At 48.1% G+C, this 21,452-nt stretch carries 22 protein-coding genes and 1 tRNA gene; 20 read left to right on the top strand and 3 right to left on the bottom strand.

Annotated elements, in window-relative coordinates; translation table 11 throughout:
• Positions 1–63 precede the first annotated feature (63 nt).
• From ABCW47_RS07710 to ABCW47_RS07695, 4 genes are all read left to right on the top strand, one after another.
• On the top strand, positions 64–1,320 hold the full coding sequence (locus ABCW47_RS07710) for a hypothetical protein (protein ID WP_343209273.1): 1,257 nt from the start codon (positions 64–66) through the stop codon (positions 1,318–1,320).
• Positions 1,313–2,524: an aldo/keto reductase gene (locus ABCW47_RS07705; protein ID WP_343209272.1), complete on the top strand. Its 1,212-nt coding sequence runs from the start codon at positions 1,313–1,315 to the stop codon at positions 2,522–2,524. Before ABCW47_RS07710 ends, ABCW47_RS07705 begins: the two co-directional genes overlap by 8 nt.
• Before the next feature lie 71 nt (positions 2,525–2,595).
• A complete protein-coding gene (locus tag ABCW47_RS07700) occupies positions 2,596–2,925 on the top strand; it encodes a YqfO family protein (RefSeq protein ID WP_343209271.1) in 330 nt (109 codons plus the stop codon).
• Between the two features lie 203 nt (positions 2,926–3,128).
• On the top strand, positions 3,129–4,130 hold the full coding sequence (locus ABCW47_RS07695; RefSeq protein ID WP_343209270.1) for a uroporphyrinogen decarboxylase family protein: 1,002 nt from the start codon (positions 3,129–3,131) through the stop codon (positions 4,128–4,130).
• Positions 4,131–4,285: 155 nt separating this feature from the next.
• Here ABCW47_RS07695 and ABCW47_RS07690 read toward each other — a convergent pair.
• Positions 4,286–4,357 (bottom strand) — tRNA-Gly (locus ABCW47_RS07690).
• Between the two features lie 348 nt (positions 4,358–4,705).
• Between ABCW47_RS07690 and ABCW47_RS07685 the strand changes: the two genes are divergently transcribed.
• Genes ABCW47_RS07685 through ABCW47_RS07665 form a run of 5 tightly spaced genes read left to right on the top strand, consistent with a single transcriptional unit; the run spans position 4,706 to position 8,197 of the window.
• Positions 4,706–5,884 (top strand): MFS transporter, encoded by a 1,179-nt coding sequence (locus ABCW47_RS07685; RefSeq protein ID WP_343209269.1) that lies wholly within the window; start codon positions 4,706–4,708, stop codon positions 5,882–5,884.
• 16 nt (positions 5,885–5,900) lie between these two features.
• Entirely contained in the window at positions 5,901–6,251 is a 351-nt protein-coding gene (locus ABCW47_RS07680; RefSeq protein ID WP_343209268.1) for a DUF2500 family protein, read from the top strand.
• Between the two features lie 26 nt (positions 6,252–6,277).
• Complete coding sequence (locus ABCW47_RS07675; RefSeq protein WP_343209267.1) at positions 6,278–6,931, top strand: DUF2628 domain-containing protein; 654 nt, start codon at positions 6,278–6,280, stop codon at positions 6,929–6,931.
• A 37-nt stretch (positions 6,932–6,968) separates the two neighbouring features.
• Positions 6,969–7,631 carry an HD domain-containing protein gene (locus ABCW47_RS07670; protein WP_343209266.1) on the top strand — a complete coding sequence of 221 codons (663 nt, stop codon included), beginning with the start codon at positions 6,969–6,971 and terminating at the stop codon, positions 7,629–7,631.
• 29 nt (positions 7,632–7,660) lie between these two features.
• Positions 7,661–8,197 (top strand): DNA-deoxyinosine glycosylase, encoded by a 537-nt coding sequence (locus tag ABCW47_RS07665; RefSeq protein ID WP_343209265.1) that lies wholly within the window; start codon positions 7,661–7,663, stop codon positions 8,195–8,197.
• On the opposite strand, the gene ABCW47_RS07660 is transcribed toward ABCW47_RS07665, so the two are convergent.
• A complete protein-coding gene (locus ABCW47_RS07660) occupies positions 8,191–8,757 on the bottom strand; it encodes a GrpB family protein (RefSeq protein WP_343209264.1) in 567 nt (188 codons plus the stop codon). The two genes, ABCW47_RS07665 and ABCW47_RS07660, sit on opposite strands and share 7 nt — an antisense overlap.
• A gap of 208 nt (positions 8,758–8,965) precedes the next feature.
• Between ABCW47_RS07660 and ABCW47_RS07655 the strand changes: the two genes are divergently transcribed.
• The 4 genes from ABCW47_RS07655 to ABCW47_RS07640 all read left to right on the top strand — a co-directional run bounded on the left by ABCW47_RS07655 (position 8,966) and on the right by ABCW47_RS07640 (position 12,473).
• Positions 8,966–10,024, top strand: coding sequence for a polysaccharide deacetylase family protein (locus ABCW47_RS07655; protein WP_343209263.1), 1,059 nt, complete (start codon positions 8,966–8,968; stop codon positions 10,022–10,024).
• 148 nt (positions 10,025–10,172) lie between these two features.
• Complete coding sequence (locus tag ABCW47_RS07650; RefSeq protein ID WP_343209262.1) at positions 10,173–11,024, top strand: transporter substrate-binding domain-containing protein; 852 nt, start codon at positions 10,173–10,175, stop codon at positions 11,022–11,024.
• A gap of 15 nt (positions 11,025–11,039) precedes the next feature.
• Positions 11,040–11,696, top strand: a complete 657-nt coding sequence (locus ABCW47_RS07645; RefSeq protein WP_343209261.1) for an amino acid ABC transporter permease — start codon at positions 11,040–11,042, stop codon at positions 11,694–11,696.
• 21 nt (positions 11,697–11,717) lie between these two features.
• Positions 11,718–12,473, top strand: coding sequence for an amino acid ABC transporter ATP-binding protein (locus ABCW47_RS07640; protein ID WP_343209260.1), 756 nt, complete (start codon positions 11,718–11,720; stop codon positions 12,471–12,473).
• A gap of 58 nt (positions 12,474–12,531) precedes the next feature.
• Here ABCW47_RS07640 and ABCW47_RS07635 read toward each other — a convergent pair whose 3' ends face one another.
• On the bottom strand, positions 12,532–12,978 hold the full coding sequence (locus ABCW47_RS07635; RefSeq protein ID WP_343209259.1) for a CBS domain-containing protein: 447 nt from the start codon (positions 12,976–12,978) through the stop codon (positions 12,532–12,534).
• 288 nt (positions 12,979–13,266) lie between these two features.
• Here ABCW47_RS07635 and ABCW47_RS07630 point away from each other — a divergent pair, with 288 nt between their 5' ends.
• The 7 genes from ABCW47_RS07630 to prmA all read left to right on the top strand — a co-directional run bounded on the left by ABCW47_RS07630 (position 13,267) and on the right by prmA (position 21,450).
• Entirely contained in the window at positions 13,267–13,602 is a 336-nt protein-coding gene (locus tag ABCW47_RS07630; RefSeq protein ID WP_343209258.1) for a cyclic-di-AMP receptor, read from the top strand.
• A gap of 112 nt (positions 13,603–13,714) precedes the next feature.
• Positions 13,715–15,022, top strand: a complete 1,308-nt coding sequence (locus ABCW47_RS07625; RefSeq protein ID WP_343209257.1) for a M18 family aminopeptidase — start codon at positions 13,715–13,717, stop codon at positions 15,020–15,022.
• Between the two features lie 187 nt (positions 15,023–15,209).
• Complete coding sequence (gene hrcA / locus ABCW47_RS07620; RefSeq protein ID WP_343209256.1) at positions 15,210–16,238, top strand: heat-inducible transcriptional repressor HrcA; 1,029 nt, start codon at positions 15,210–15,212, stop codon at positions 16,236–16,238.
• 20 nt (positions 16,239–16,258) lie between these two features.
• The gene (gene grpE / locus ABCW47_RS07615) at positions 16,259–16,837 is read left to right on the top strand and encodes a nucleotide exchange factor GrpE (protein WP_343209255.1); all 579 of its coding nucleotides are present in this window, start codon (positions 16,259–16,261) and stop codon (positions 16,835–16,837) included.
• A gap of 59 nt (positions 16,838–16,896) precedes the next feature.
• A complete protein-coding gene (dnaK, locus tag ABCW47_RS07610) occupies positions 16,897–18,780 on the top strand; it encodes a molecular chaperone DnaK (protein ID WP_343209254.1) in 1,884 nt (627 codons plus the stop codon).
• A gap of 275 nt (positions 18,781–19,055) precedes the next feature.
• On the top strand, positions 19,056–20,207 hold the full coding sequence (gene dnaJ / locus ABCW47_RS07605; protein ID WP_343209253.1) for a molecular chaperone DnaJ: 1,152 nt from the start codon (positions 19,056–19,058) through the stop codon (positions 20,205–20,207).
• Positions 20,208–20,493: 286 nt separating this feature from the next.
• Positions 20,494–21,450 carry a 50S ribosomal protein L11 methyltransferase gene (gene prmA / locus ABCW47_RS07600; protein WP_343209252.1) on the top strand — a complete coding sequence of 319 codons (957 nt, stop codon included), beginning with the start codon at positions 20,494–20,496 and terminating at the stop codon, positions 21,448–21,450.
• Positions 21,451–21,452 lie beyond the last annotated feature (2 nt).

Below are 21,452 nucleotides of genomic sequence, written 5' to 3'. Positions count from 1 at the left end.
CAGTGGATGTGGATTTCTCAGAAACCTGATACTGTAGTGATGTAGAGAAAGGAGGCAGTTTTAATGGAACAATTAAATGTGGGAATCGGATTTGCAACAGGAAGAACCAGCTTTCAAAATGTACTCAGAGCCTATATGTATCAACTGGACGAGTACCGTTTTTTCTGGGAGTCTGAACACGTTAATTTAAATTTATTCGTGGCCTATGATCTGGACTATTCCAATACCAAGCCGGAGGATTATACCCAACTGCCGGCAGGGGTACAGAACTGGTTTGAGAAGTGTTTCTTTCTTGGGAAGCAGGATATCAGAGCAGCGGAGAGGGAATTGGTAGAAGAGGGGATCGTGAAAGGGGAGGAGGCAGGCCTCTGCTTTGGCAACGGCTATGCGGCCCAGCGCAATATAGTGGTTTACACTGCGCTTCGCAGCGGGATGGATTACCTCATCTTTCTAGATGATGATGAATATCCTATGGCGGCAACCCAGTCAGGGGACTATGTGCTGTGGAGCGGCCAGCATGTGATAGAGGACCACATCCGGTATCTGAAATTTTCTGATATTACGAATGGTTTTCACTGCGGCTATCTCTCTCCGATTCCCTATATGGAATTCGACAATATCGTATCCGAGGACGTGTTCCGTGCCTTTATTGAAGCGCTGAGCAATGACATCCTGAACTGGGAGGATGTAAAAGCTGTTATCGAAAATGGAGGAGTTACCTTTGCCGACAAGAAGGTCCTGATGGAGAGAGCGGCTTCTCTTGTGGAGGAAATTAACGGGACGAAATTTATTACCGGCGGCAACCTGGGACTGAATCTGACCAGGCCCGAGATTGTTTTCCCCTTTTATAATCCGCCCGGTGCGCGGGGGGAGGATACATTCTTAAGTACCTGTCTGCACGACGTGACGGTGAAAAAGGTGCCGTCCTATACCTTTCACGACGGCTTTGCGTTTTACCGGACGCTGCTGCAGGGAGTTCTGCCCAACAATCTGAAACGGATACAGGTGTATGATTCGCAGTCGGTGATAGAACGGTTTTACCGGGCCTGCATCGGCTGGGCCAGATATAAGCCGCTGTATACTTATATTACAAGGAAAGAAGATTACGAAGCACTGATGCGGGAGTCCAGAGCGAAACTGGAACAGACGGTTCCTCAGATTTGCGCTTACTTTAATGAACAGCGCTTTGCCGATGTACTGGACGAGCTGCACCGGTATGAGGAACAGCTGCCCGTGCACTTTGAAGAATTTCAGAGGGTGAAGGACGTCTGGGAGAGAATGAAACAGTTTGCCGCAGGGAAGGGAAGAACAGATGGATGATTCTGAAATGACACAGGGCAAAATGACATACCGCTCGAATACGAAAACGGCAGATCAGCTGTCCCTTCTAGGATTTGGCTGTATGAGATTTCCAAGAAAAAAAGCCGGAGGGATCGATATGACGGAGACCGAGAGGGAAATCGGGGCCGCGATCCGGGGCGGAATCAATTATTTTGATACGGCCTATATCTATCCCGGAAGCGAGGAAGCTCTGGGAAATATATTGGAGAAAAACGGCTGGCGGGACAAGATATATCTGGCCACCAAGCTGCCTCACTATATGATCCGCAGGGAGGAAGACATCGAACGTTATTTTCAGGTTCAGCTGAAACGGCTTAAGACTTCTTATATAGATTATTATCTCATGCACATGCTTCCTGACGCCGCCGTATGGAACCGGCTGAAGGGGATGGGGATTGAAAACTGGATCAGGGAGAAAAAAGAGCGGGGACAGATCCGGCACATTGGATTTTCCTATCACGGAAATGCCATAGCCTTCATGGAACTTTTGGACAGTTACGACTGGGATTTCTGCCAGATCCAGTATAACTACATGGATGAAAATACCCAGGCCGGCCGAAGGGGACTTAAATACGCTTCCGCGAAAGGAATGCCGGTTGTTATCATGGAACCGCTGAGAGGGGGAAGACTGGCGGGAGGCCTGCCTCCCTCAGCCGAAAAGCTGGTGCGGGAACAGGGCCGTTTAAGTCCGGCCGGTCTGGCTTTTGCCTGGCTTTATCAGCAGCCGGAGGTAACAACCGTTCTGTCCGGTATGAATTCCATGGAGATGCTGGAAGAAAATATCCGCACGGCCGGACAGAAAAAGAAATGGCTTTCAGAAGATGAGAGCCTGCTGATCAGTCAGGTCAGGGATGAAATCAATGCGAACATCCGGGTGGGCTGTACGGGCTGTTCTTACTGTATGCCCTGCCCGCAGGGAGTGGATATACCCGGCTCCTTTCGGTGTTACAATGAACGGTTTACGGAAGGCTGGTTTGTATCTCTAAAAGAATATATAATGTGTACGACCATGAGAGGCAGGCGGTCCAATGCCTCCCTGTGTGTCGGCTGCGGATTGTGTGAAAAACACTGCCCTCAGCAGATACCCATCCGGCAGGAACTGAAACAGGCCGCACGGGTGCTGGAGACGCCGGTTTACCGGACGGCTGCCTGGGCTATTGCAAAGTCCAGACGCCTTTCCTGAGCCTGAAATAGAATTTGTAACATGCTGCCGTTCCCACACCGGAGGCATGGAAAGGGGCAGAGTGAACGAATATGGAAACAGAGTTTTGTAAATTGGAGATATTTATACCGACAACCCATTTAGAGGTACTGTGCGAGGCGCTTTGGTCCGCAGATGCGGGCCATATAGGAAAGTATGACCGCTGCCTGTCTTACTCTGAGGTGACGGGGTGCTTTAGACCTCTTAAAGGAACCAGGCCCTATCTGGGCAAAGAAAATAAGGTCTGTTATGTCCGGGAGTATAAGGTGGAGGTTACCTGCCGGACCGATCAGGCCGGGAACGTGATCCGGGGAGTGAAACAGGTCCATCCTTATGAGGAACCTGTCATCAATGTAATCCCTCTTCTGGAAGTCGGTCTGTAGAAGAAAGTCGAAAATATGAGGAGATTTTCCTGAATTGTATTTCAAGTTGAAGCGCGGGACAAGGCTCTTTTTATTAGATTATTACAAATATGAAGTAAAGAAATACGAAAAACTAGTAAAATTCTACATTATTGGGTTGCGTAATAATAATATTAAAGGTATTATTATAGTACAAACTATTTATTCATAGGGAGGATACTAGTATGTCAAGTAAAAAAGAAATTGTACTGAATGCGTTCCACAACAAACCGGCGGAGAGAATCCCGGTAGGATTCTGGTTCCACTTCCTGGAGCCGGATCAGATGAACATGGGTCTCGACCATCCGGAACTGATGGAAAAGAATTTAGCGGGCCACCGCAAATTTAAAGAAGATTTTGATCCTGATTTTGTAAAGGTTATGACAGACGGCCTGTTTTTCCGCCCCCACAACACACTGCCTGTTATTAACTGCGCGGCTGATCTCAGAAAGATCGAGAACCTGGATCACAATCATCCATACTTTGTAAAATCAATCGAACTGGCAAAGAATGTAAGAGAAATCTTTGGTGACGACACCCTGATTTTCTTCAATATCTTTGCTCCGTTATATCACTTAACCAGCCTGGTAAACGGCTCCACCGATCCTTCCAAGGTATTTGAGTACCTGAAAGAGGACCCGGAAGCAGTAGAGTATGCCCTGAACAAATTGGGTGAGGATTTAAGTTATCTGGCAGAACAGATCCTGACAGAAGGTAAGATGGACGGTCTCTATTTAAGCGTTGCCAACCCTGGAAGAACCATTCCTGCAGAGCTTTACAGCAAATCGGTATCTCCTTCCGAGACGATGATTCTGGATATGGGCAACAAGTACAGCGAAAATCATATCTTACATATCTGCGGTTACCGCGGACGTCAGAATATTCTTTCTGTATACAGAGATTATCCGGTTACTGTATTCAACTGGGCTGTACATGAAGAAGGCATGAACTTGGCGGAAGGTAAAGAGTACTTCCACGGCAAAGCTGTTATCGGCGGCTTCGATCAGATGCCGGGCAGCCTGATCAATGCCGGCAAGAAAGAAGATATCGAAGCTTACGTTGAGAAGCTGATTACCGAAGGCGGCAAAGTGGGCGTTATCATCGGTGCTGACTGTACCGTACCGAGCGATACTCCAATTGAGAATCTGAAATGGGTTCGTGACAAAGCTGCAGAGTTATCCAAATAAATAAGAAAATACTGTATGAGCAGTATCCTATAGCTGATAAAAGCGCCGTTAACACGGCGCTTTTATCAGGTTTTGACGTGCTTTCAGGCTGCCGGAAAAAATGAAAAAAGACACAGAGAAATATAAGTTTTCTCTGTGTCTGTGACAAAAAATAGAGCGCGAGACGGGATTCGAACCCGCGACCCTCGCCTTGGCAAGGCGATACTCCACCACTGAGCCACTCGCGCATAGGTGCCATTGACTGGCACGTAAATTACTATACTATAGTTGTCATAAATTGTCAACCTAAAATTTGCAAAAAAAAGAGAGTTCTGTGAAAGAAATAGTGCAAAATGAGCTTGCATGAAATGCTTATAAATGCTTGACAATATACTTATAAATGCTTAAAATAACAGATAAGAAAAAATAGATTTTCTGTCTGGAAATCTGTTTTGCGCCGATACCGTCCGGGAGAATGTAAAATTTGCAGCAATTCCATGTAAAGTATGCCCCAGCTATTGATTTTGGCCTGATTATGTTTAAAATAATCTTATATGGGTTATGCACCGGCAGTAGGCAGAAAAGGAGAAGTAGGAATGAAAAAGAAAACCAATTTTGCAATTGGAGCGTTTTATTTTTTCTATTTTGCAGCCCATGTCTGTGCGATGTCCTATATGAATGTATATCTGGAAAAATATCTGCATTTTACCGGGAGCCAGCTGGGCGCTTTTTCCGGAATCAGCGTACTATCCAGTGTTTTTCTGATACCGGTATGGGGCGTGATCGGAGATAAGACAAAGCATTATAAAACTCTTTTGCTCTCGTTTCTCACTGGGGTGCTTCTGGTGTCCTTTATTTTCTCCAGACAGACTACGTATCTGGGAGCGCTGGTTATGGGAATCTTGCTGGAGGCATCCCGCTGCGGCATCCTGTCTATGGCAGATACGCAGACCATGAATTACTGCAGCGAGACGAAGGGGAATTATGGACGGTTCCGCTCCATGGGTTCCATCGGCTGGGTAATAGGCGGAATGATTCTGGGCTATCTGGCTGCGGAGATAGGGCTGAATGTGGTCCTGTTCCCAACCTATATGCTGGTGATCGGACTGGCGCTGCTGATGGCGACGGGATTTCCCAAGGTGAAGGCAGGCAGACGGGCGGCGGAGGACCCCGCTGAGAAAAAGAAAAAGGGAGATATTAAAGTCCTGTTTAAAAATAAGGATTATCTCTTTATTCTAATGATAACCGTGATGACCGGAGTAATGGCGGATGGAATTACATCCTTTATGGGCAATCATCTGATTTTTACCCTTGGAGGTACGGAGAAGCTGATCAGCCTGAATACGATTTTGTGCGCTGTGCCGGAGATACTCTACCTGGGAATTCTAAGCAACAAACTGCTGCCGAAGCTGGGTTTTCGAAAAGTATATCTGATATCCGGGTTTGCGCTGGTGATCCGGTTTGCCATCTATTCACTGGCTTCCAATCCCTATATCTTTTTAATGGGATCTGTGCTCCACTGTTTTACCGTGGGGTGTACGACGGTGGTCAACCTGGCTTATGTCAGGAAAAAAGTGCCCATTGAGGTGTATGGAACGGCGGTTACGGTCATGTACTCTGCCAACACGCTGGGCAGAGCGATGTACGGATACATATACGGGCTGCTCTATGAGAAACTGGGCAGTGTTACAATCTTTATGTTTACATTTTGTGTGGTCTCGGTTGCCGCGGTTATGATGTACCGGACCAAACGGTTTGACGTGGAATATAACTGAAGGGAGACAAAGAGTATTGGGTTCAGATAAAACGTTTTATTTGGTGCTGACGATCGGTGCGATTGTCCTTTTTGTGGTCATGCACAGCCTGAATAAATGGATTGGAAAGGCAAAGAAGACCGTCAGTATCGGTGCGCGGATTATAGGAAAAGAAATCATACCGGTACCGGGGACGGATGAGAACGGTGCTCCGGCTTCACAGGATGTGATGCGCGTTACCTTTGAGGCGCTGGGAGATAAACAGATGGTGTTTGACGTGAGCCGGAGAGTATTCCGGGAGCTGCCGGAGGAAGGGTACGGTACTCTTGCCTATTCGGGAGATAAGTTTTACAGTTTTGAGTATAAGGGTGTGACAGTGGAGCGCTGATAAGAATCTTTGGGAGGCTTGTGTTTATGGATGAATTTTTGGATAACAGAAAGTCATGTCCTGTCTGCGGCAGAAATAATCTGCCCGATGCGATAATGTGTGACAATTGCGGGCATCCTTTTCAGGTGAAGGAGAACCGGATCGACGGTTATCTGGAACAGGATATCAGTAATTATGTGGGAACAAATGAAGATACCTATCTGTATAAATTCAGAACGATCAGCCAGGGCCGGAACACGTTTAATCCCTGTGCGGCGATTTTTCAGCACTACTGGCTGGCGTACCGCAGAATGTGGAGAGAATGCCTGGTCTATTTTGGAATCAGCATTGTCTGCAATCTGCTGTTTTTGTGTATTGCGGGGCTGATCCTGTCACGTGGAGGCAATGCACAGAGCCTGACCTCAAATGTCCAGATGGTGTCCCTCATTATGTTTGTTGTTCAGATTCTGATTTTCGGATATCTGGGAGACCGGCTCTACTGGCGCAGGACCAGGAAGGTACTGAACCGGTATGGCTGTCTTAACCGGAGCGCGGAGGCGTCCGCTCCGCTCTCAAAACAGCTGGAGGGCGAGGGGAATGTAAGCATGGTTCTGGTAGCCGGCGTTCTGGTTATCACGGTGACGATGAACCAGATCCTCAATACGGTGGGTGTCCAGATTCTTAAGAGTATGATTTCCTGAACATAGTTTCGGGCCGGCAGAAAGGTATAGACACAGTATGAAAGTGACTTATGAAGATATATTAAATTCGGAAGAAATAAAAACCTATATCCGTCAGGCGGATGCATCGCTGATTGCCCTGGGATATACGGAGCATTCTTTTGTCCATGTAAAGAAAAGCGCCTATGTGGCAAGCGGCCTGCTTCGGGATCTGGGTTACGGCGAGAGGGAAGTGGAGCTGGCTAAGATTGCAGGGTATATGCATGATATCGGTAATGTGGTCAACCGGGTGGACCATGCGCAGAGCGGCGCCATCATGGCGTTTCGTATTCTGGATAAGCTGGGAATGGACGCGGAGGATGTAGCTGTGATCGTGACGGCAATCGGAAACCATGATGAAAAGACTGCTTTTCCGGTCAATGCTGTGGCGGCCGCCCTGATTCTGGCGGATAAGACAGATGTGCGGCGCAGCCGGGTGAGAAATAAGGAAACCATTTCGCTGGATATCCATGACCGGGTTAATTATGCGGTGGAGTATTCGGAGGTGAAACTGGATCTGGATAAGAGACAGATTGTACTGCGGCTTGGCATTGATACGGGTATCTGTTCGGTTATGGACTATTTTGAAATATTTTTGAGCAGAATGAAACTCTGCAGAAAAGCTGCTGAATTTTTTGATCTGAAATTCAGTCTGATTATCAACCGTCAGGCTCTGATCTGAGCGGGAGCCGGAAAGGAACGTTTCAAAAGATGAAAAAGTCGGAGAATGGAATCAGAACTTTGGTGGAGCATGAAATTGAACCGGTCTGGGATGCGGATTCCAGAGTTCTGATTCTGGGAACCATGCCGTCGCCCAAATCCCGTGAGACGGGATTTTTTTATGGTCATCCCAGAAACCGGTTCTGGAAAGTGATGGCGGCGGTATACGGAGAGCCGGAACTCACTACAATTGAAGAAAAGAAGGATTTTTTAGTGCGAAAGCATCTGGCCCTCTGGGATGTATTAAAGACCTGTGAGATAACCGGCGCATCCGACAGCAGCATCCGAAATCCTGTCCCAAACGATTTTACCACTCTGTTTCAGACCGCGTCCATCCGGCAGGTGTTTGCGACCGGCGCTGCGGCTGCAGATCTGTACAGGAAACTTTCGGCCTGTGCGAACGAATATCCTATTATAAAGCTGCCGTCCACCAGTCCGGCCAACTGCCAGGCCGGCTTTGACGATCTAGTGAGCGCATACCGCCAGATTCGTGCCGTGGCAGATGCAGAATCCGGTATTGGTCAGTAGCGGGAACCATACAGCTCCCTTGCCTTCCGGGTACAGCGCACAATAAAGCCGGTTTTAGCCTCCGTATAGGCATCCCGGTCATATTGAAAGCTTTTCCCGAGCGAAAGCTTTAAGCGTTCATATTCTTCGGCTGTCTCCGGATGGTCAATGAGAAAATCCCTGAAATATAGTTCGTCGTTGTCTCCGGGATATCTAAGATGCAGATGGAACACTTTTTGCGCAAAGCCTTCCTCTGTGTAGCCTTTGTTGAAGGACATACGTTTTTCATCCTGTGACATGCAGCGATAGCCATGCTGCAGGAGCAACTCTTTCAGAACGTCTCTGCTGCCCTCCGGGGTCATTTCTGCCAGTATATCCACGATCGGTTTTGCCCATATTGTTTTAACCGAAGTGCTGCCTACGTGGCTGATGCGCTTTATATGATCCGAAGGAAGAAACCGGCGGAGCAGTGCCGATTCTTCTTCATACCAGGACTTCCACTCGAACTGTGGTTTTTTCAATTCAATAGGAAATAACTGCCACAGCTCCTCATTGCTCATCTCTTCCAGTCTTTTTTTCATTTCCATTCCTTCCGTTTGAATAAACGAATTCTTTTATTATAATTTACCACAATATTCTAACATACACTTTCCGGGAACTCTATGAAAAATCGGTCTCATTTGTAAAACCTCCCAACATATTTTTTCAGGCAAGTCAGGATAATAATGTTTATAATGTTGTGCCGAAAAAAGAAATGACTGCCTTTTGGCCGGTGGTTTAGGAGGAAATATGGAACGAGATTGGAGAGTCAAACAGAGAAAAAGAAAAACCCGAAAAAAAGTATTCCGCTTTATGATCAGCATGATGTTTTTGATCTGCATCGTATGGGGCATTATGCTGATTAACCGCCTGTCCGGTGAGTCGGAGAAGCTGCTGGACAAGCAGGAGCTTGCGAAGGCGCGCCTTGAAGAACTGGAGACAGAGAACAGCGAGCTGGAATCGAAGAAGAACAGCCTGATAAAGGAAAAAGACCAGATGCAGCAGCAGGCGGATTCTCAGGCGGAATATATAGGTGAACTGGAAGATACCGTGATGTCCATGACAGAGGAAACTTCTGCTGCGGGCGGGGAATTAACCTATGATCCTGGCATTTATGAAGGACTTTACCCGGAGCTGCGAGCCGGGGAGGAAACAACTGCAGAGAAAAAAGCGTATCTGACTTTTAACGGAGCTCCTTGCGGGCAGATGGAGAACATACTGGGGATTCTGGAACAATATGACATTCCGGCTACTTTTTTTGTGGACGATACAGACAATCCGGAGTATACTGCACTGTACGAACAGATTGCCGGGCAGGGCCATATCCTGGCGCTTCGTGGGGCCGGTACACCGGAAGAGACCCTGTACCAATCGCTTGATAATTATATGGAGGATTTCAATAAAATATACGAAAAGGTATATGCTCTGACCGGTATCCGCTGCTCTTTATTCCGGTTTCCGGGCGGAAGTAAAAGCACAACCAGCGTCTATCAGAATATAAAGCAGGAGCTGGGGCGGAGAGGCTTTCTCTATTTTGACTGGAATATCAGCGCCGGGGATGAAAGCGGAAATGCTGCTGCGGGCGTCATTTCAGAACGTGTGCTGAGTCAGGCTGACCGGGTAAATAATGCTGTGATACTGCTGCATGGGGGAGAGCGGAATCAGACTACCGCGGAGGCGCTTCCCTCTATCATAGAAGGACTGACAGCCCGGGGATTTACCTTTGAATCCTTAAACAAAGAGGTAAAGCCGGTGCAGTTTTCCTCCGATTCAGCAGACCGGTCATCAAATCAAAACAATACCCAATAAAAGGAAGAGCTGTTGCGGGTGGTGATAATAAACCATCCAACAGCTCTTTTATTTCCACAATCTGCACTTGCCAAACAAAAGGGGCTTGTGCTATAATGTCTCACAGTGTCGTATTACTAAAGTAAAGTGAAAAGAGAGGTAGTTTTCCATGAATAAGAAAATGAAACGGGTATTGGCATTTTTATGTGTTATGACGATGGCGGCGACTGCGCTTACCGGCTGCGGAAAGAAAAAAGCCGACAGTTATGTGGCTCTGTCCGATACATTGGCAGAAGAAGAGTATGGCGTTGGCTTCCGGAAAGAAGACATTGCCTTCGGTCTGAAAGTGCAGGAAGTGATGGATGAGATGATTGAGGATGGCACCGCTCTGGAACTGTCCGAGAAATGGTTCGGCAGAGATACGCTGTTAAAGGATGTGGATTACATAAAGGAAACATCGGCACCTGCTGAGGACGATTCCTGGACGAAGATCCAGGAAAAGGGTACCTTCATCGTGGGTCTGGACGACAGCTATCCGCCGATGGGATTCCGGGATGAATCCGGCGAGCTGGCAGGCTATGATATTGATCTGGCGAAAGAGGTAGCCAAACGCCTGGGTGTGGAAGTGGAGTTTCAGCCGATTGACTGGGATTCCAAAGAAATGGAGTTAACCTCCGGTAAAGTAGACTGTCTGTGGAACGGTATGACGATTACCGACGAGCGGGTTGAGGTGATGTTTTTTGCGAAGCCTTATATCGCCAATGAGCAGATTATTATTGTTCCGGAAGGCTCTGATGTTAAGACCAGGGCAGATATGAAGGGAAAAGTAGTCGGCCTTCAGAAGGGCTCCTCTTCCTATGACGCAGTTATCAACGATCCGGTAGGCAGCGAAGTGAAAGAGATAAAAGAGTATGCCAACAATGTGGACGCCTATAATGATTTAAAAGCAGGCAGAATCGACGTTTTTGTAGTAGACTCAGTTGTAGGAAACTATATGCTGACTCAGGACAGCAGTAAATAATAAACAGGAGCGGATATGGACATTAGTTATTTCTTCGGCTTATTCCGGCAGTTGATTCCCGGTCTGCAGTATACCCTTGGGCTGTTTGCCATAACCCTGCTGATTTCATTGCCGCTGGGACTGCTGCTATCTTTTGTGCGGGCAAGCCGGTTTAAGGCACTGCGGGGAATACTGGGCGTTTATATATGGCTGATGCGGGGAACTCCCCTTCTCCTCCAGCTGTATTTCTTCTATTATGGGCTGACTTTTATTCCGGGGATCGGGGAATATCTGGTGATGGACCGGTTTCAGGCGGCCTGCGTGGCTTTTGTCTTAAACTACGCGGCCTACTTCTGTGAGATTTTCAGAGGCGGGCTTTTGAGTGTGGACAAGGGACAGTACGAAGCGGCGAAGGTGCTTGGCTTTTCCGGATGGCAGACATCCACCAAGATCGTTATACCCCAGATGTTCCGGGTATGCCTTCCGTCTCTGGGCAATGAATGCATTACCCTTGTAAAAGACACTTCGCTGATCACCGCCATCGGGGTGACGGAGCTTCTATACTTTGCTAAAAGTGCGGTTAACAGGGATGTTAACGCGACAGCCTATCTGGTTGCGGCCCTGTTCTATCTGGCAATGACACTGGTTCTGACGAAGATATTGGAGCGCATGGAAAAGAAAGTTTCTTATTAAGAATGGATGCGGAGAAGTGCAATGGGAAATCAGCCGATTATTGAAGTAGAGAAATTAAATAAAAGTTTTGAGGGTATGCATGTGCTGCAGGATGTTTCATTTCAGGTGTGCAGAGGGGAAACGATTGCAGTGATCGGGCCTTCCGGCGCGGGCAAGAGCACCATGCTCCGGTGTCTGATCAATCTGGAGCGGGCGGAGGGCGGTACCATCCTGATCGAGGGCGAACCGCTGATGAAGGATGGAAGCTATCTTCCTGAAAAAGAGTGCCGCAGGGTCTGTTCCAAGATGGGAATGGTATTTCAGAATTTCAATCTTTTTCCCCACCTTACGGTGCTGGATAACCTGACCTATGCCCCCAGGTATGTGAAGGGCGTAAATCAGAAAGAAGCGGAAGAACAGGCTGTTAAGCTTTTAAATAAGGTAGGACTGTCAGGAAGAGAAAAAGCCATGCCGTCGGAGCTTTCCGGCGGGCAGAAGCAGAGAGTGGCAATTGCCCGGGCGCTGATGATGAACCCGGATATGCTGCTGTTTGACGAGCCTACCTCTTCCCTGGACCCTCAGCTGACCAGCGAGGTTCTGGCTGTCATGAAAGATCTGGCCAGAGAGAAAATGACGATGATTGTGGTGACACATGAGATGGGATTTGCCAGAGAAGTGGCGGACCGGGTTTTGTTTATGGATGAAGAGGGAATCGCGGCGGATGACACGCCGGATCAGATCTTTAATCACCCCTCATCCCCCCGGATTGCGGGGTTCATTCACAGTATACTGGGTTAATATGAACGGATGACAAAGGCCGGCATGCAAAAAGCACGCCGGCCTTTTCGATTGTTCTTCAGACGGAAGCCGCAGACACGTCGGACTTTGCCGCCTCCGCGTCATTGGCGCAGTTTATGCAATACTGAATAATATCCTTTCTGGTTACGATTCCGATAAACACATTTTTATCGTCAACTACCGGTACGAAATTCTGGTTGGAGGCCTTCAGAAACAGGTCTTCAATATTGGCATTGGCGCCGATCGGCTGATTTTTAATGCGGCGCGGTATATTTGATACCGGAATGTGTTCGATGGCAATCTTCTCGCCGCTGATCAGATTGTGCTTGTATGTCCAGAGAAAATCTCCTTCGGTGATTGTTCCCACATATTCCCCCTGGCGGTTTAAAACCGGGACGGCAGAGTAGCGGTGGTACTCCATTTTTTCCAGTGCCTGTCTGACAGTATAGTCATCAAAAATATAGGCAACCTCACTTTTGGGTGTTAAAAAGAATAAGATGTTCATATTTACCTCATTTCCATTCATCAGCATTTTGCAAAGCATTTATCGTTACCCGGCGGCCGCTTCGGCGTCTTCGCTCCGGGCTTGTTTTCTATGTAGAACCGTCTCAGGTTTTTCACTACATTAAGTATACTATAAAGAGAAGAGACAAGACATTAAATTTTTATGAAAATTTTGTGGTTTGGCGTTCGCAGCTCTTTTTTTATGGTATACTTATAAAAAGAAAAATTCTTTCTTATTCCATCCCAGGTTTTATGGGACGGAGAAAGTGACAGATTGGAGGGAGCGCATATGAAGTTAATCTATGCAATTATTAATGATGATGCAAATGACGTGATTTCCGAACTGAATCAAAATGGTTTTAGTGTTACGAAGCTGGCCACCACGGGAGGATTTCTGAGGAAGGGAAATACGACCCTGCTGATCGGTACCGATGAAGAAAAGGTACAGGATGTGATCGACATCGTTAAGAAAAATTGCGCTCAGAGAGAACAGTTAGTCTACAATACGCCGATTCCGCCGGCAGGAGGCCTGGGAGTGGGATGCTATATGCCAACCCCGGTGAATATAGAGGTGGGCGGGGCGATCGTCTTTGTGACCGATGTGGATCGGTTTGAAAAGGTGTGACATAGTATACGAAGGATAATAATACTTAAAATCCCTGCCCTGGTCGGCAGGGATTTATTTCATTACATAGGAAAGTCTCCAGACTTTCCTCTAATAGAATGGGAGAGAGACAATGCTGGAAAGAAAAGCAGAACAGGATATTTATATTGAACTAAAACAGAGACTTGCGGAATCCACATCCTCCTATCATACGGTCCGGAGAGCTGCACTGGATCTTAAGGAGGCCGGATTTACTTATTTAAATCCGGAGGATAAATGGGAATTGAAACCCGGTGGAAAATATTATACGGTGTTTTTTGGCTCCGCCCTCTTTGCGTTTACGGCTGGCAGACAATTTATAACCGCCGGAAGTCTGCGGGCAGCCATCGCCCACACGGATTTTCCTGGCTTTAAACTAAAACCGGGCTGCGGGATAAAACAGTCAGGATACGGAAAGCTGAACACTTCCGTATATGGGGGACCCATTCTGAACACCTGGCTTGACCGTCCGCTCTCGATTTCCGGCAAGGTGGCCTTAAAGGGCAGTCTATTTGAGCCCAGGATGCGGCTGGTTGATTTTAAACGGCCGGTTCTGACGATACCTAATCTGGCAATCCATATGAACAGAGAGGTAAATAAAGGAATCGAATTAAACAGGCAGAAAGATTTGCTGCCCGTAGGAGAACTTTTTCCGGAGGAGGGTTGTGACGACTCGTTTTTCCTGGAAGCTCTGGCGGCGGAGCTGGGCGCGGCGAAGGAGGATATCCTGGATTATGAATTGACGGTATATGTAAGGGAAGAAGCGGAGAGGCTGGGTTTTACAGGAAAGCTTTTATCCGGCCCAAGACTTGACAACATTACCTCGGTTCAGGCCTGTGTAGAAGGAATCACAGGGGATATAAGGCCGTCGGGACTTAATCTGATCGGATTATTCGACCACGAGGAGGTGGGAAGCCGGACCAGACAGGGAGCGGACTCTGCACTGCTGCCCGGACTCCTGGAGCGGATATACGGCTGCCTGGGTCTGGAGAAGGAGCGGCTTTACCGGGATATTGCCTCCGGATTCCTGCTCTCTGTGGATGTGGCGCATGCCCACCATCCCAACAGCCCGGAGAAGGGAGACCCTACCAATCCGGTGCTGCCGGGGAAGGGCGTGGCCTTCAAGATGTCGGCCAGCCAGTCCTATGCCTGTGACAGTGAACTGGCAGGCATTCTGATGCAGCTTTGTGAGGCAAATCAGATTCCATTTCAAAAGTATGTAAACCGATCGGATATTCCGGGAGGCTCCACGATCGGCTCCATTGTATCCTCCCTGATTCCGGTGAGGACTCTGGATATCGGCGTGCCGGTTCTGGCCATGCATTCGGCCAGAGAGTGTATGGCGGTTTCCGATCAGGCTGCCCTGGAATCCTTGCTGAGTGTGTATTTTACAGCAGAATAATTTACTCAGGCCGGAATTACCGGCCTGTTTTTTTTATTACATAAAATTTGTGAAATATTTATGATAATTATGAATTTAGGTGTTGACATTATAGATTGGGAGTGGTATTTTAATACCAGTAAATGTTAGCACTCTAAAACAATGAGTGCTGACAGATGCAAAAAGACGAGGTCGGGGGTGATTTGGAATGCCGTTAAGTGAAAGAAAATTAAAGATACTGCAAGCGATCATTCAGAATTACCTGGAGACCGGAGAACCTGTGGGTTCCAGAACCATTTCCAAGTATACGGATCTGAATCTGAGTTCCGCCACCATACGGAATGAGATGGCTGATCTGGAGGAACTGGGTTACATTATTCAGCCGCACACATCGGCAGGACGTATTCCTACGGATAAGGCATACCGGCTTTATGTGGACACCATGATGGACAACAAGATTCAGGAAATCGACGATATGAAGGATGCCCTGATGGAGAAAGCCGGGAAGTTAGATAACCTGCTGAAAGAGGTGGCGAAGCTGCTGGCGGTGAATACCAACTATGCCAGCCTGGTATCAGGACCTACATTTGAAAGTGTGAAAGTGAAATTTATTCAGCTGTCGGCGGTGGATGAATATCATCTGCTGGCAGTCATCGTTCTGGAGGGCAATCTGGTAAAGAATAAGATTATCCCATCCAGGGGGCAGATCGGCCAGGATATGATTCTGAAGATGAATATCATGCTGAATACTTGTCTCCAGGGCAGAAGCTTATCAGAGATTAACATGCCTTTAATATCCAGTATGAAGGAGCAGGCCGGAGCGTATGACACGGTGGTCAATGATATTCTGGATGCGATTTCAGAAGCGATCCAGGAGGAAGATGATATCGAGGTTTATACAAGCGGCGCTACCAATATTCTGAAATATCCGGAATTAAGCGACCGGGAGAAGGCTACCGAACTGCTGTACACATTGGAAGAAAAACGGACTCTGACCCAGATTATGAATGAGAAACTGGACGGAGAGCAGGAGAGAGGCATACAGGTTTATATCGGCGATGAAACCAGCGTTTCCTCCATGAAAGACTGTTCTCTTGTTACGGCAACGTATGAATTAGGCGAAGGCATCTATGGGAAAATCGGTATTGTGGGTCCGAAGAGGATGGACTATGAGAAGGTAGTCGGGACGCTGCGGAAACTGATGATGGAACTGGATGAAATATTTAAAGAAAGATAAAGGAAGAAAGGTAAGGCGTCATGGAAGATAAGGAGAAGCTTAAAGAAGAAGCAGAATGTGTCGCAGACGCACAGGATGTGACGGAGACGGCCGAGACATCCGGCGGAGAGACAAAGGAACCGGATAAAAGGACAGAAGAGAAGAAGTCAAAGAGGAAAAAGGATAAAAAAGAAGAGCAGATTGCAGAGCTGAATGACAGACTGATGCGGAATATGGCAGAGTTTGATAATTTCAGAAAGCGGACAGAGAAAGAAAAGTCCCAGATGTATGAAATAGGGGCGAAAAGTATTATAGAGAAGATTCTTCCTGTCATTGATAATTTTGAACGGGGACTTTCCACCGTGCCGGAGGAAGAAAAGGAGAACGGATTCGTACAAGGAATTGAAAAGATATACAAACAGCTTATGACCACCCTGGAAGAAGCGGGCGTTAAGCCGATTGAAGCAGTCGGTCAGGAGTTTGACCCGAATTTCCACAATGCGGTAATGCACGAAGAGAACGAAGAACTCGGAGAAAACATTGTCGCAGAGGAATTCCAGAAGGGGTATTTATATAGAGATACTGTGGTAAGACACAGTATGGTTAAAGTTGCAAACTGACAATCACTGACAAAAAGAAAATAATCTTGCTGTTAGAAAAAATAAGGAGGATTTTTATTATGGGAAAAATCATTGGTATTGATCTTGGTACAACAAACTCATGTGTAGCCGTTATGGAAGGCGGCAAGCCAGTTGTTATTGCGAATACAGAAGGTTCCAGAACCACGCCGAGCGTTGTGGCATTCACGAAGACAGGAGAGAGACTGGTAGGCGAGCCTGCAAAGCGTCAGGCAGTTACCAACTCAGAGAAAACAATCTCCTCTATCAAGAGACATATGGGAACTGACTTCCGTGTAACAATCGACGACAAAAAGTATTCTCCTCAGGAGATTTCCGCAATGATTCTTCAGAAAATGAAGGCGGACGCAGAAAACTATCTGGGCGAATCTGTGAAGGAAGCAGTTATCACGGTTCCTGCATACTTTAACGATGCTCAGAGACAGGCAACGAAGGATGCGGGCAAGATTGCAGGCCTGGATGTAAAGCGTATCATCAACGAGCCGACTGCGGCAGCGTTGGCTTACGGCCTGGACAATGAAAAAGAACAGAAAATTATGGTTTATGACCTGGGCGGTGGTACCTTTGATGTGTCCATCATCGAGATCGGCGACGGCGTAATCGAAGTACTGGCAACCTCCGGTGATAACCGTCTGGGCGGTGATGATTTCGATGAGAGAATCACCCAGTACATGATCAGCGACTTCAAGACAAAAGAAGGCGTGGATTTAGGAAATGATAAGATGGCGCTGCAGAGATTAAGGGAAGCGGCAGAAAAGGCGAAAAAGGAGCTGTCATCCGCTACTACAACCAATATCAACCTGCCGTTTATCACTGCAACCGCAGATGGCCCGAAACATTTTGATATGAATCTGACCAGAGCTAAATTTGATGAACTTACCCATGACCTGGTAGAGAGAACAGCCGTACCGGTACAGAACGCGCTGAAGGATGCGGGAATGACGGCTTCGGAGCTGGGTAAAGTATTGCTGGTAGGCGGTTCCACCCGTATCCCGGCCGTACAGGATAAGGTAAAACAGCTGACCGGCCACGAGCCGAGCAAGAGCCTGAATCCGGATGAGTGTGTAGCCATCGGCGCTTCGATTCAGGGCGGCAAGCTGGCAGGCGATGCAGGCGCAGGCGATATCCTTCTGCTGGATGTAACTCCGCTGTCACTGTCCATTGAGACCATGGGCGGCGTTGCTACCAGACTGATCGAGAGAAATACAACGATCCCGACGAAGAAGAGCCAGATCTTCTCCACCGCTGCCGATAACCAGACTGCTGTTGATATCAACGTGGTACAGGGTGAGAGACAGTTTGCCAAAGACAATAAATCTCTGGGCCAGTTCCGTCTGGACGGAATCCCGCCTGCAAGAAGAGGCGTTCCCCAGATTGAGGTTACCTTTGATATTGATGCAAATGGTATTGTAAATGTATCTGCGAAGGATCTGGGCACCGGCAGAGAGCAGCATATCACCATTACAGCCGGTTCCAACATGTCAGATGATGATATCGATAAAGCGGTGAAAGAAGCAGCTGAGTTTGAAGCTCAGGATAAGAAGAGAAAAGAAGCAATTGATGCCAGAAACGAAGCGGATTCTATGGTATTCCAGACAGAGAAGGCTCTGGAGGAAGTGGGCGATAAGATCGACGCATCCGACAAATCTGCTGTTGAGGCTGACTTAAAGAGCCTGAAAGAGCTGCTTGAGAAGAGTGCTCCGGAAACCATGTCCGACAGTGACGTGGATGCGATCAAGGCAGGAAAAGAAAAACTGATGAACAGCGCGCAGAAACTGTTCCAGAAGGTATATGAGCAGGCACAGGCGAGCGGTGCGGCAGGAGCAGGCCCTGATATGAGCGGTGCTGATATGGGTGGCGGTACTGCAGGAAGCACAGGCGGTGCTGACGATAATGTAGTGGACGGCGATTACAGAGAAGTATAAAAAGATTTTACAGGGCAGCCGCCCGCATGAGCGTGCGGGCGGCTGCCGTACTGTAAAGACCAGCGGCGAACAGTTATTTTACAGCTTTACATCCGGTGAGATTTGAGCTATTATGAAACCTGACAGCGCTTTTGTGAGAGTGATAACAGGCGCCGGCACACTGTGCCGGCAGCTTATGAACAAAAGCATCGTGTCGGGAGCATAGAGTAGTTTAGAGCAGAATTTGGCAGCTTCGTTAGCAGAGCTTGCGATATGAATTATAAGGGTGAACTTAAATGGCAGAGAAAAGGGATTATTACGAAGTCCTCGGCGTGGACAGAAGCGCCACGGAGGCAGATTTAAAGAAAGCATACAGAGCGCTGGCCAAAAAATATCATCCGGATATTAATCCGGGGGATAAAGAAGCAGAGGCGAAGTTTAAAGAAGCTTCGGAAGCCTATGCGGTCTTAAGCGATCCGGATAAGAGAAAGCAATATGATCAGTTCGGTCATGCCGCCTTTGATCAGGGCGCCGGAGGAGCCGGAGGTTTTGATTTCAGCGGTTTTGATTTTAGCGATATATTTGGTGATTTATTTGGCGGCGGAGGTTTCGGCGATTTCTTCGGAGGAGGACGAAGCGCGGGCCGGAGAAACGGTCCGATGAAAGGCCAGAATGTACGTACCAGTGTGAGGATTACCTTTGAGGAGGCAGTCTCCGGTACGGAAAAAGAGCTGGATCTGAATTTAAAGGAAGAGTGTGAGACCTGCCATGGTACCGGGGCAAAGCCGGGAACCTCACCTGAGACCTGCCCGAAATGCGGAGGCAAAGGCCAGGTGGTTATGACGCAGCAGTCCATCTTCGGCATGGTGAGAAATGTGTCCACCTGTCCGGACTGTCACGGAACAGGAAAGATTGTCCGGGATAAATGTCCGGACTGTTATGGAACCGGTTATAAGACGAACCGGAAAAAGATTCAGGTATCCATTCCTGCGGGTATTGATAATGGGCAAAGTATCCGTATCCGCGGCAAGGGAGAACCCGGAATCAACGGCGGAGAGCAGGGAGATCTGCTGGTTGATGTGACAGTCAGCCGTCATCCGGTATTCCAGCGTCAGGATTATGACATCTATTCTACCGCGCCGATTTCATTTGCTACGGCTGCTCTGGGCGGAGACATCCGTATCAATACGGTGGACGGGGATGTGATCTATACGGTAAAACCTGGTACACAAACCGATACCCGTGTACGGCTGAGAGGAAAAGGTGTTCCCACACTGCGCAACAAACAGGTGCGGGGGGATCACTATGTGACTCTGGTTGTGACAGTTCCTACCAAGATGACCAAGGAGCAGCAGGATCTGCTGCGGCAGTATGACGATGCCATGAACGGCAAAGCCGGTCAGCCTCGGGAAGAGGGTAAAAAGAAAAAGGGTATTTTCAACCGTTAAATGTTGAACTGATGGGGCGGTAAGAGAACAATTGTTCCCTTGCCGCTTTTTATCATGGAAGTAGATAAGACTCCCACCTTTATAGGTGGTGTGTAAATAACAAATTCGTCTTGGTGGGAGCCCAGTCTCCTTCCAAGATAAAGCCTCCGGCGGATTGCAGAGCCGCACACGCACAGATGTATTATGTCATGCAAAGCATGACGTGCGGCTCGCAGCAAGTACGCCGAGGCGTACTTGAACATATGGATATATTGGACAGGATGATACCAGAAGGAGGTATATGTCAGTGGAGTGGAAGAAATTCAGGCTGCATACAACGACGGCAGCAGAGGACCTGGTCAGCAGCGAGCTGATGGAACTGGGGATCGACGGAATCGAGATAGAGGACCATGTGCCCTTAAGCGAGGCGGAGAAGAAGCAGATGTATGTGGACATCCTTCCCGATCCGATTGCAGATGACGGAAAGGCTGTCATTACGTTTTATCTGGATTCAGACGAGGATATTGATGGAAAGCTGGCGGCTGTGAAGGAGCGGCTGGCTGCTTTATCCGCGTTTACGGATGTGGGCGGCTGCGAGATGGAAGCCTCTGTGACAAAGGATGAGGACTGGGTGAACAACTGGAAGGCCTTTTTCAAGCCATTCCGGGTGGACGAAGAGATTCTGATCAAACCTACCTGGGAGTCCTGCCCGGAGGTCGGCGAACATGATCTGGTGATTGAGATGGACCCGGGCACTGCATTCGGAACCGGTTCCCATGAGACCACAAAACTGTGTATACTGGCCCTGAAGCCGTTTATGAATCCGTCTATCCGTCTGCTGGATGTGGGCTGCGGAAGCGGCATCCTCTCTATCATCGGCATGAAACTGGGAGCGGGGGAGGCCACAGCAATAGACATTGATCCCAGCGCGGTAAGCGCGGCTGAGGAAAATGCGGCGGTAAATGGCGTTGACTTAAGCCGCTATCATATTTTAGCCGGCAATATTTTGGATGACCCCTCCCTTAAGGAGACGGTAGGAACGGGGTATGATGTGGTGGCGGCCAATATTCTGGCCGATGTCATTATTCCGCTGTCCGGCCTGATCGGTGAATACATGCGTCCCGGCGGGATTTTTATCTCCTCCGGCATTATCGATATGAAGGAAGCGGAGGTAAGAGAGGCCCTGCTCGCAAATGGTTTTGAGATCATGGAAGTCAATCATATGGGCGACTGGGTAAGTTTTACTGCCAGGAAGCCTGAATAACA

This window comes from Anaerolentibacter hominis (genome assembly GCF_032380675.1).
Lineage (GTDB): Bacteria > Bacillota > Clostridia > Lachnospirales > Lachnospiraceae > Anaerolentibacter > Anaerolentibacter hominis.
Note: the sequence above shows the minus strand (reverse complement) of the source record. Positions and strands in the feature narration are given on the sequence as shown.

Excerpts from the sequence above, each read along its gene's own strand:
- ABCW47_RS07710 (WP_343209273.1), top strand. The coding sequence starts at position 64 with ATGGAACAATTAAATGTGGGAATCGGATTTGCAACAGGAAGAACCAGC.
- ABCW47_RS07705 (WP_343209272.1), top strand. The coding sequence starts at position 1,313 with ATGGATGATTCTGAAATGACACAGGGCAAAATGACATACCGCTCGAAT.
- ABCW47_RS07700 (WP_343209271.1), top strand. The coding sequence starts at position 2,596 with ATGGAAACAGAGTTTTGTAAATTGGAGATATTTATACCGACAACCCAT.
- ABCW47_RS07695 (WP_343209270.1), top strand. The coding sequence starts at position 3,129 with ATGTCAAGTAAAAAAGAAATTGTACTGAATGCGTTCCACAACAAACCG.
- ABCW47_RS07685 (WP_343209269.1), top strand. The coding sequence starts at position 4,706 with ATGAAAAAGAAAACCAATTTTGCAATTGGAGCGTTTTATTTTTTCTAT.
- ABCW47_RS07675 (WP_343209267.1), top strand. The coding sequence starts at position 6,278 with ATGGATGAATTTTTGGATAACAGAAAGTCATGTCCTGTCTGCGGCAGA.
- ABCW47_RS07670 (WP_343209266.1), top strand. The coding sequence starts at position 6,969 with ATGAAAGTGACTTATGAAGATATATTAAATTCGGAAGAAATAAAAACC.
- ABCW47_RS07665 (WP_343209265.1), top strand. The coding sequence starts at position 7,661 with ATGAAAAAGTCGGAGAATGGAATCAGAACTTTGGTGGAGCATGAAATT.
- ABCW47_RS07660 (WP_343209264.1), bottom strand. The coding sequence starts at position 8,757 with ATGAAAAAAAGACTGGAAGAGATGAGCAATGAGGAGCTGTGGCAGTTA.
- ABCW47_RS07655 (WP_343209263.1), top strand. The coding sequence starts at position 8,966 with ATGGAACGAGATTGGAGAGTCAAACAGAGAAAAAGAAAAACCCGAAAA.
- ABCW47_RS07650 (WP_343209262.1), top strand. The coding sequence starts at position 10,173 with ATGAATAAGAAAATGAAACGGGTATTGGCATTTTTATGTGTTATGACG.
- ABCW47_RS07645 (WP_343209261.1), top strand. The coding sequence starts at position 11,040 with ATGGACATTAGTTATTTCTTCGGCTTATTCCGGCAGTTGATTCCCGGT.
- ABCW47_RS07640 (WP_343209260.1), top strand. The coding sequence starts at position 11,718 with ATGGGAAATCAGCCGATTATTGAAGTAGAGAAATTAAATAAAAGTTTT.
- ABCW47_RS07635 (WP_343209259.1), bottom strand. The coding sequence starts at position 12,978 with ATGAACATCTTATTCTTTTTAACACCCAAAAGTGAGGTTGCCTATATT.
- ABCW47_RS07630 (WP_343209258.1), top strand. The coding sequence starts at position 13,267 with ATGAAGTTAATCTATGCAATTATTAATGATGATGCAAATGACGTGATT.
- ABCW47_RS07625 (WP_343209257.1), top strand. The coding sequence starts at position 13,715 with ATGCTGGAAAGAAAAGCAGAACAGGATATTTATATTGAACTAAAACAG.
- hrcA (WP_343209256.1), top strand. The coding sequence starts at position 15,210 with ATGCCGTTAAGTGAAAGAAAATTAAAGATACTGCAAGCGATCATTCAG.
- grpE (WP_343209255.1), top strand. The coding sequence starts at position 16,259 with ATGGAAGATAAGGAGAAGCTTAAAGAAGAAGCAGAATGTGTCGCAGAC.
- dnaK (WP_343209254.1), top strand. The coding sequence starts at position 16,897 with ATGGGAAAAATCATTGGTATTGATCTTGGTACAACAAACTCATGTGTA.
- dnaJ (WP_343209253.1), top strand. The coding sequence starts at position 19,056 with ATGGCAGAGAAAAGGGATTATTACGAAGTCCTCGGCGTGGACAGAAGC.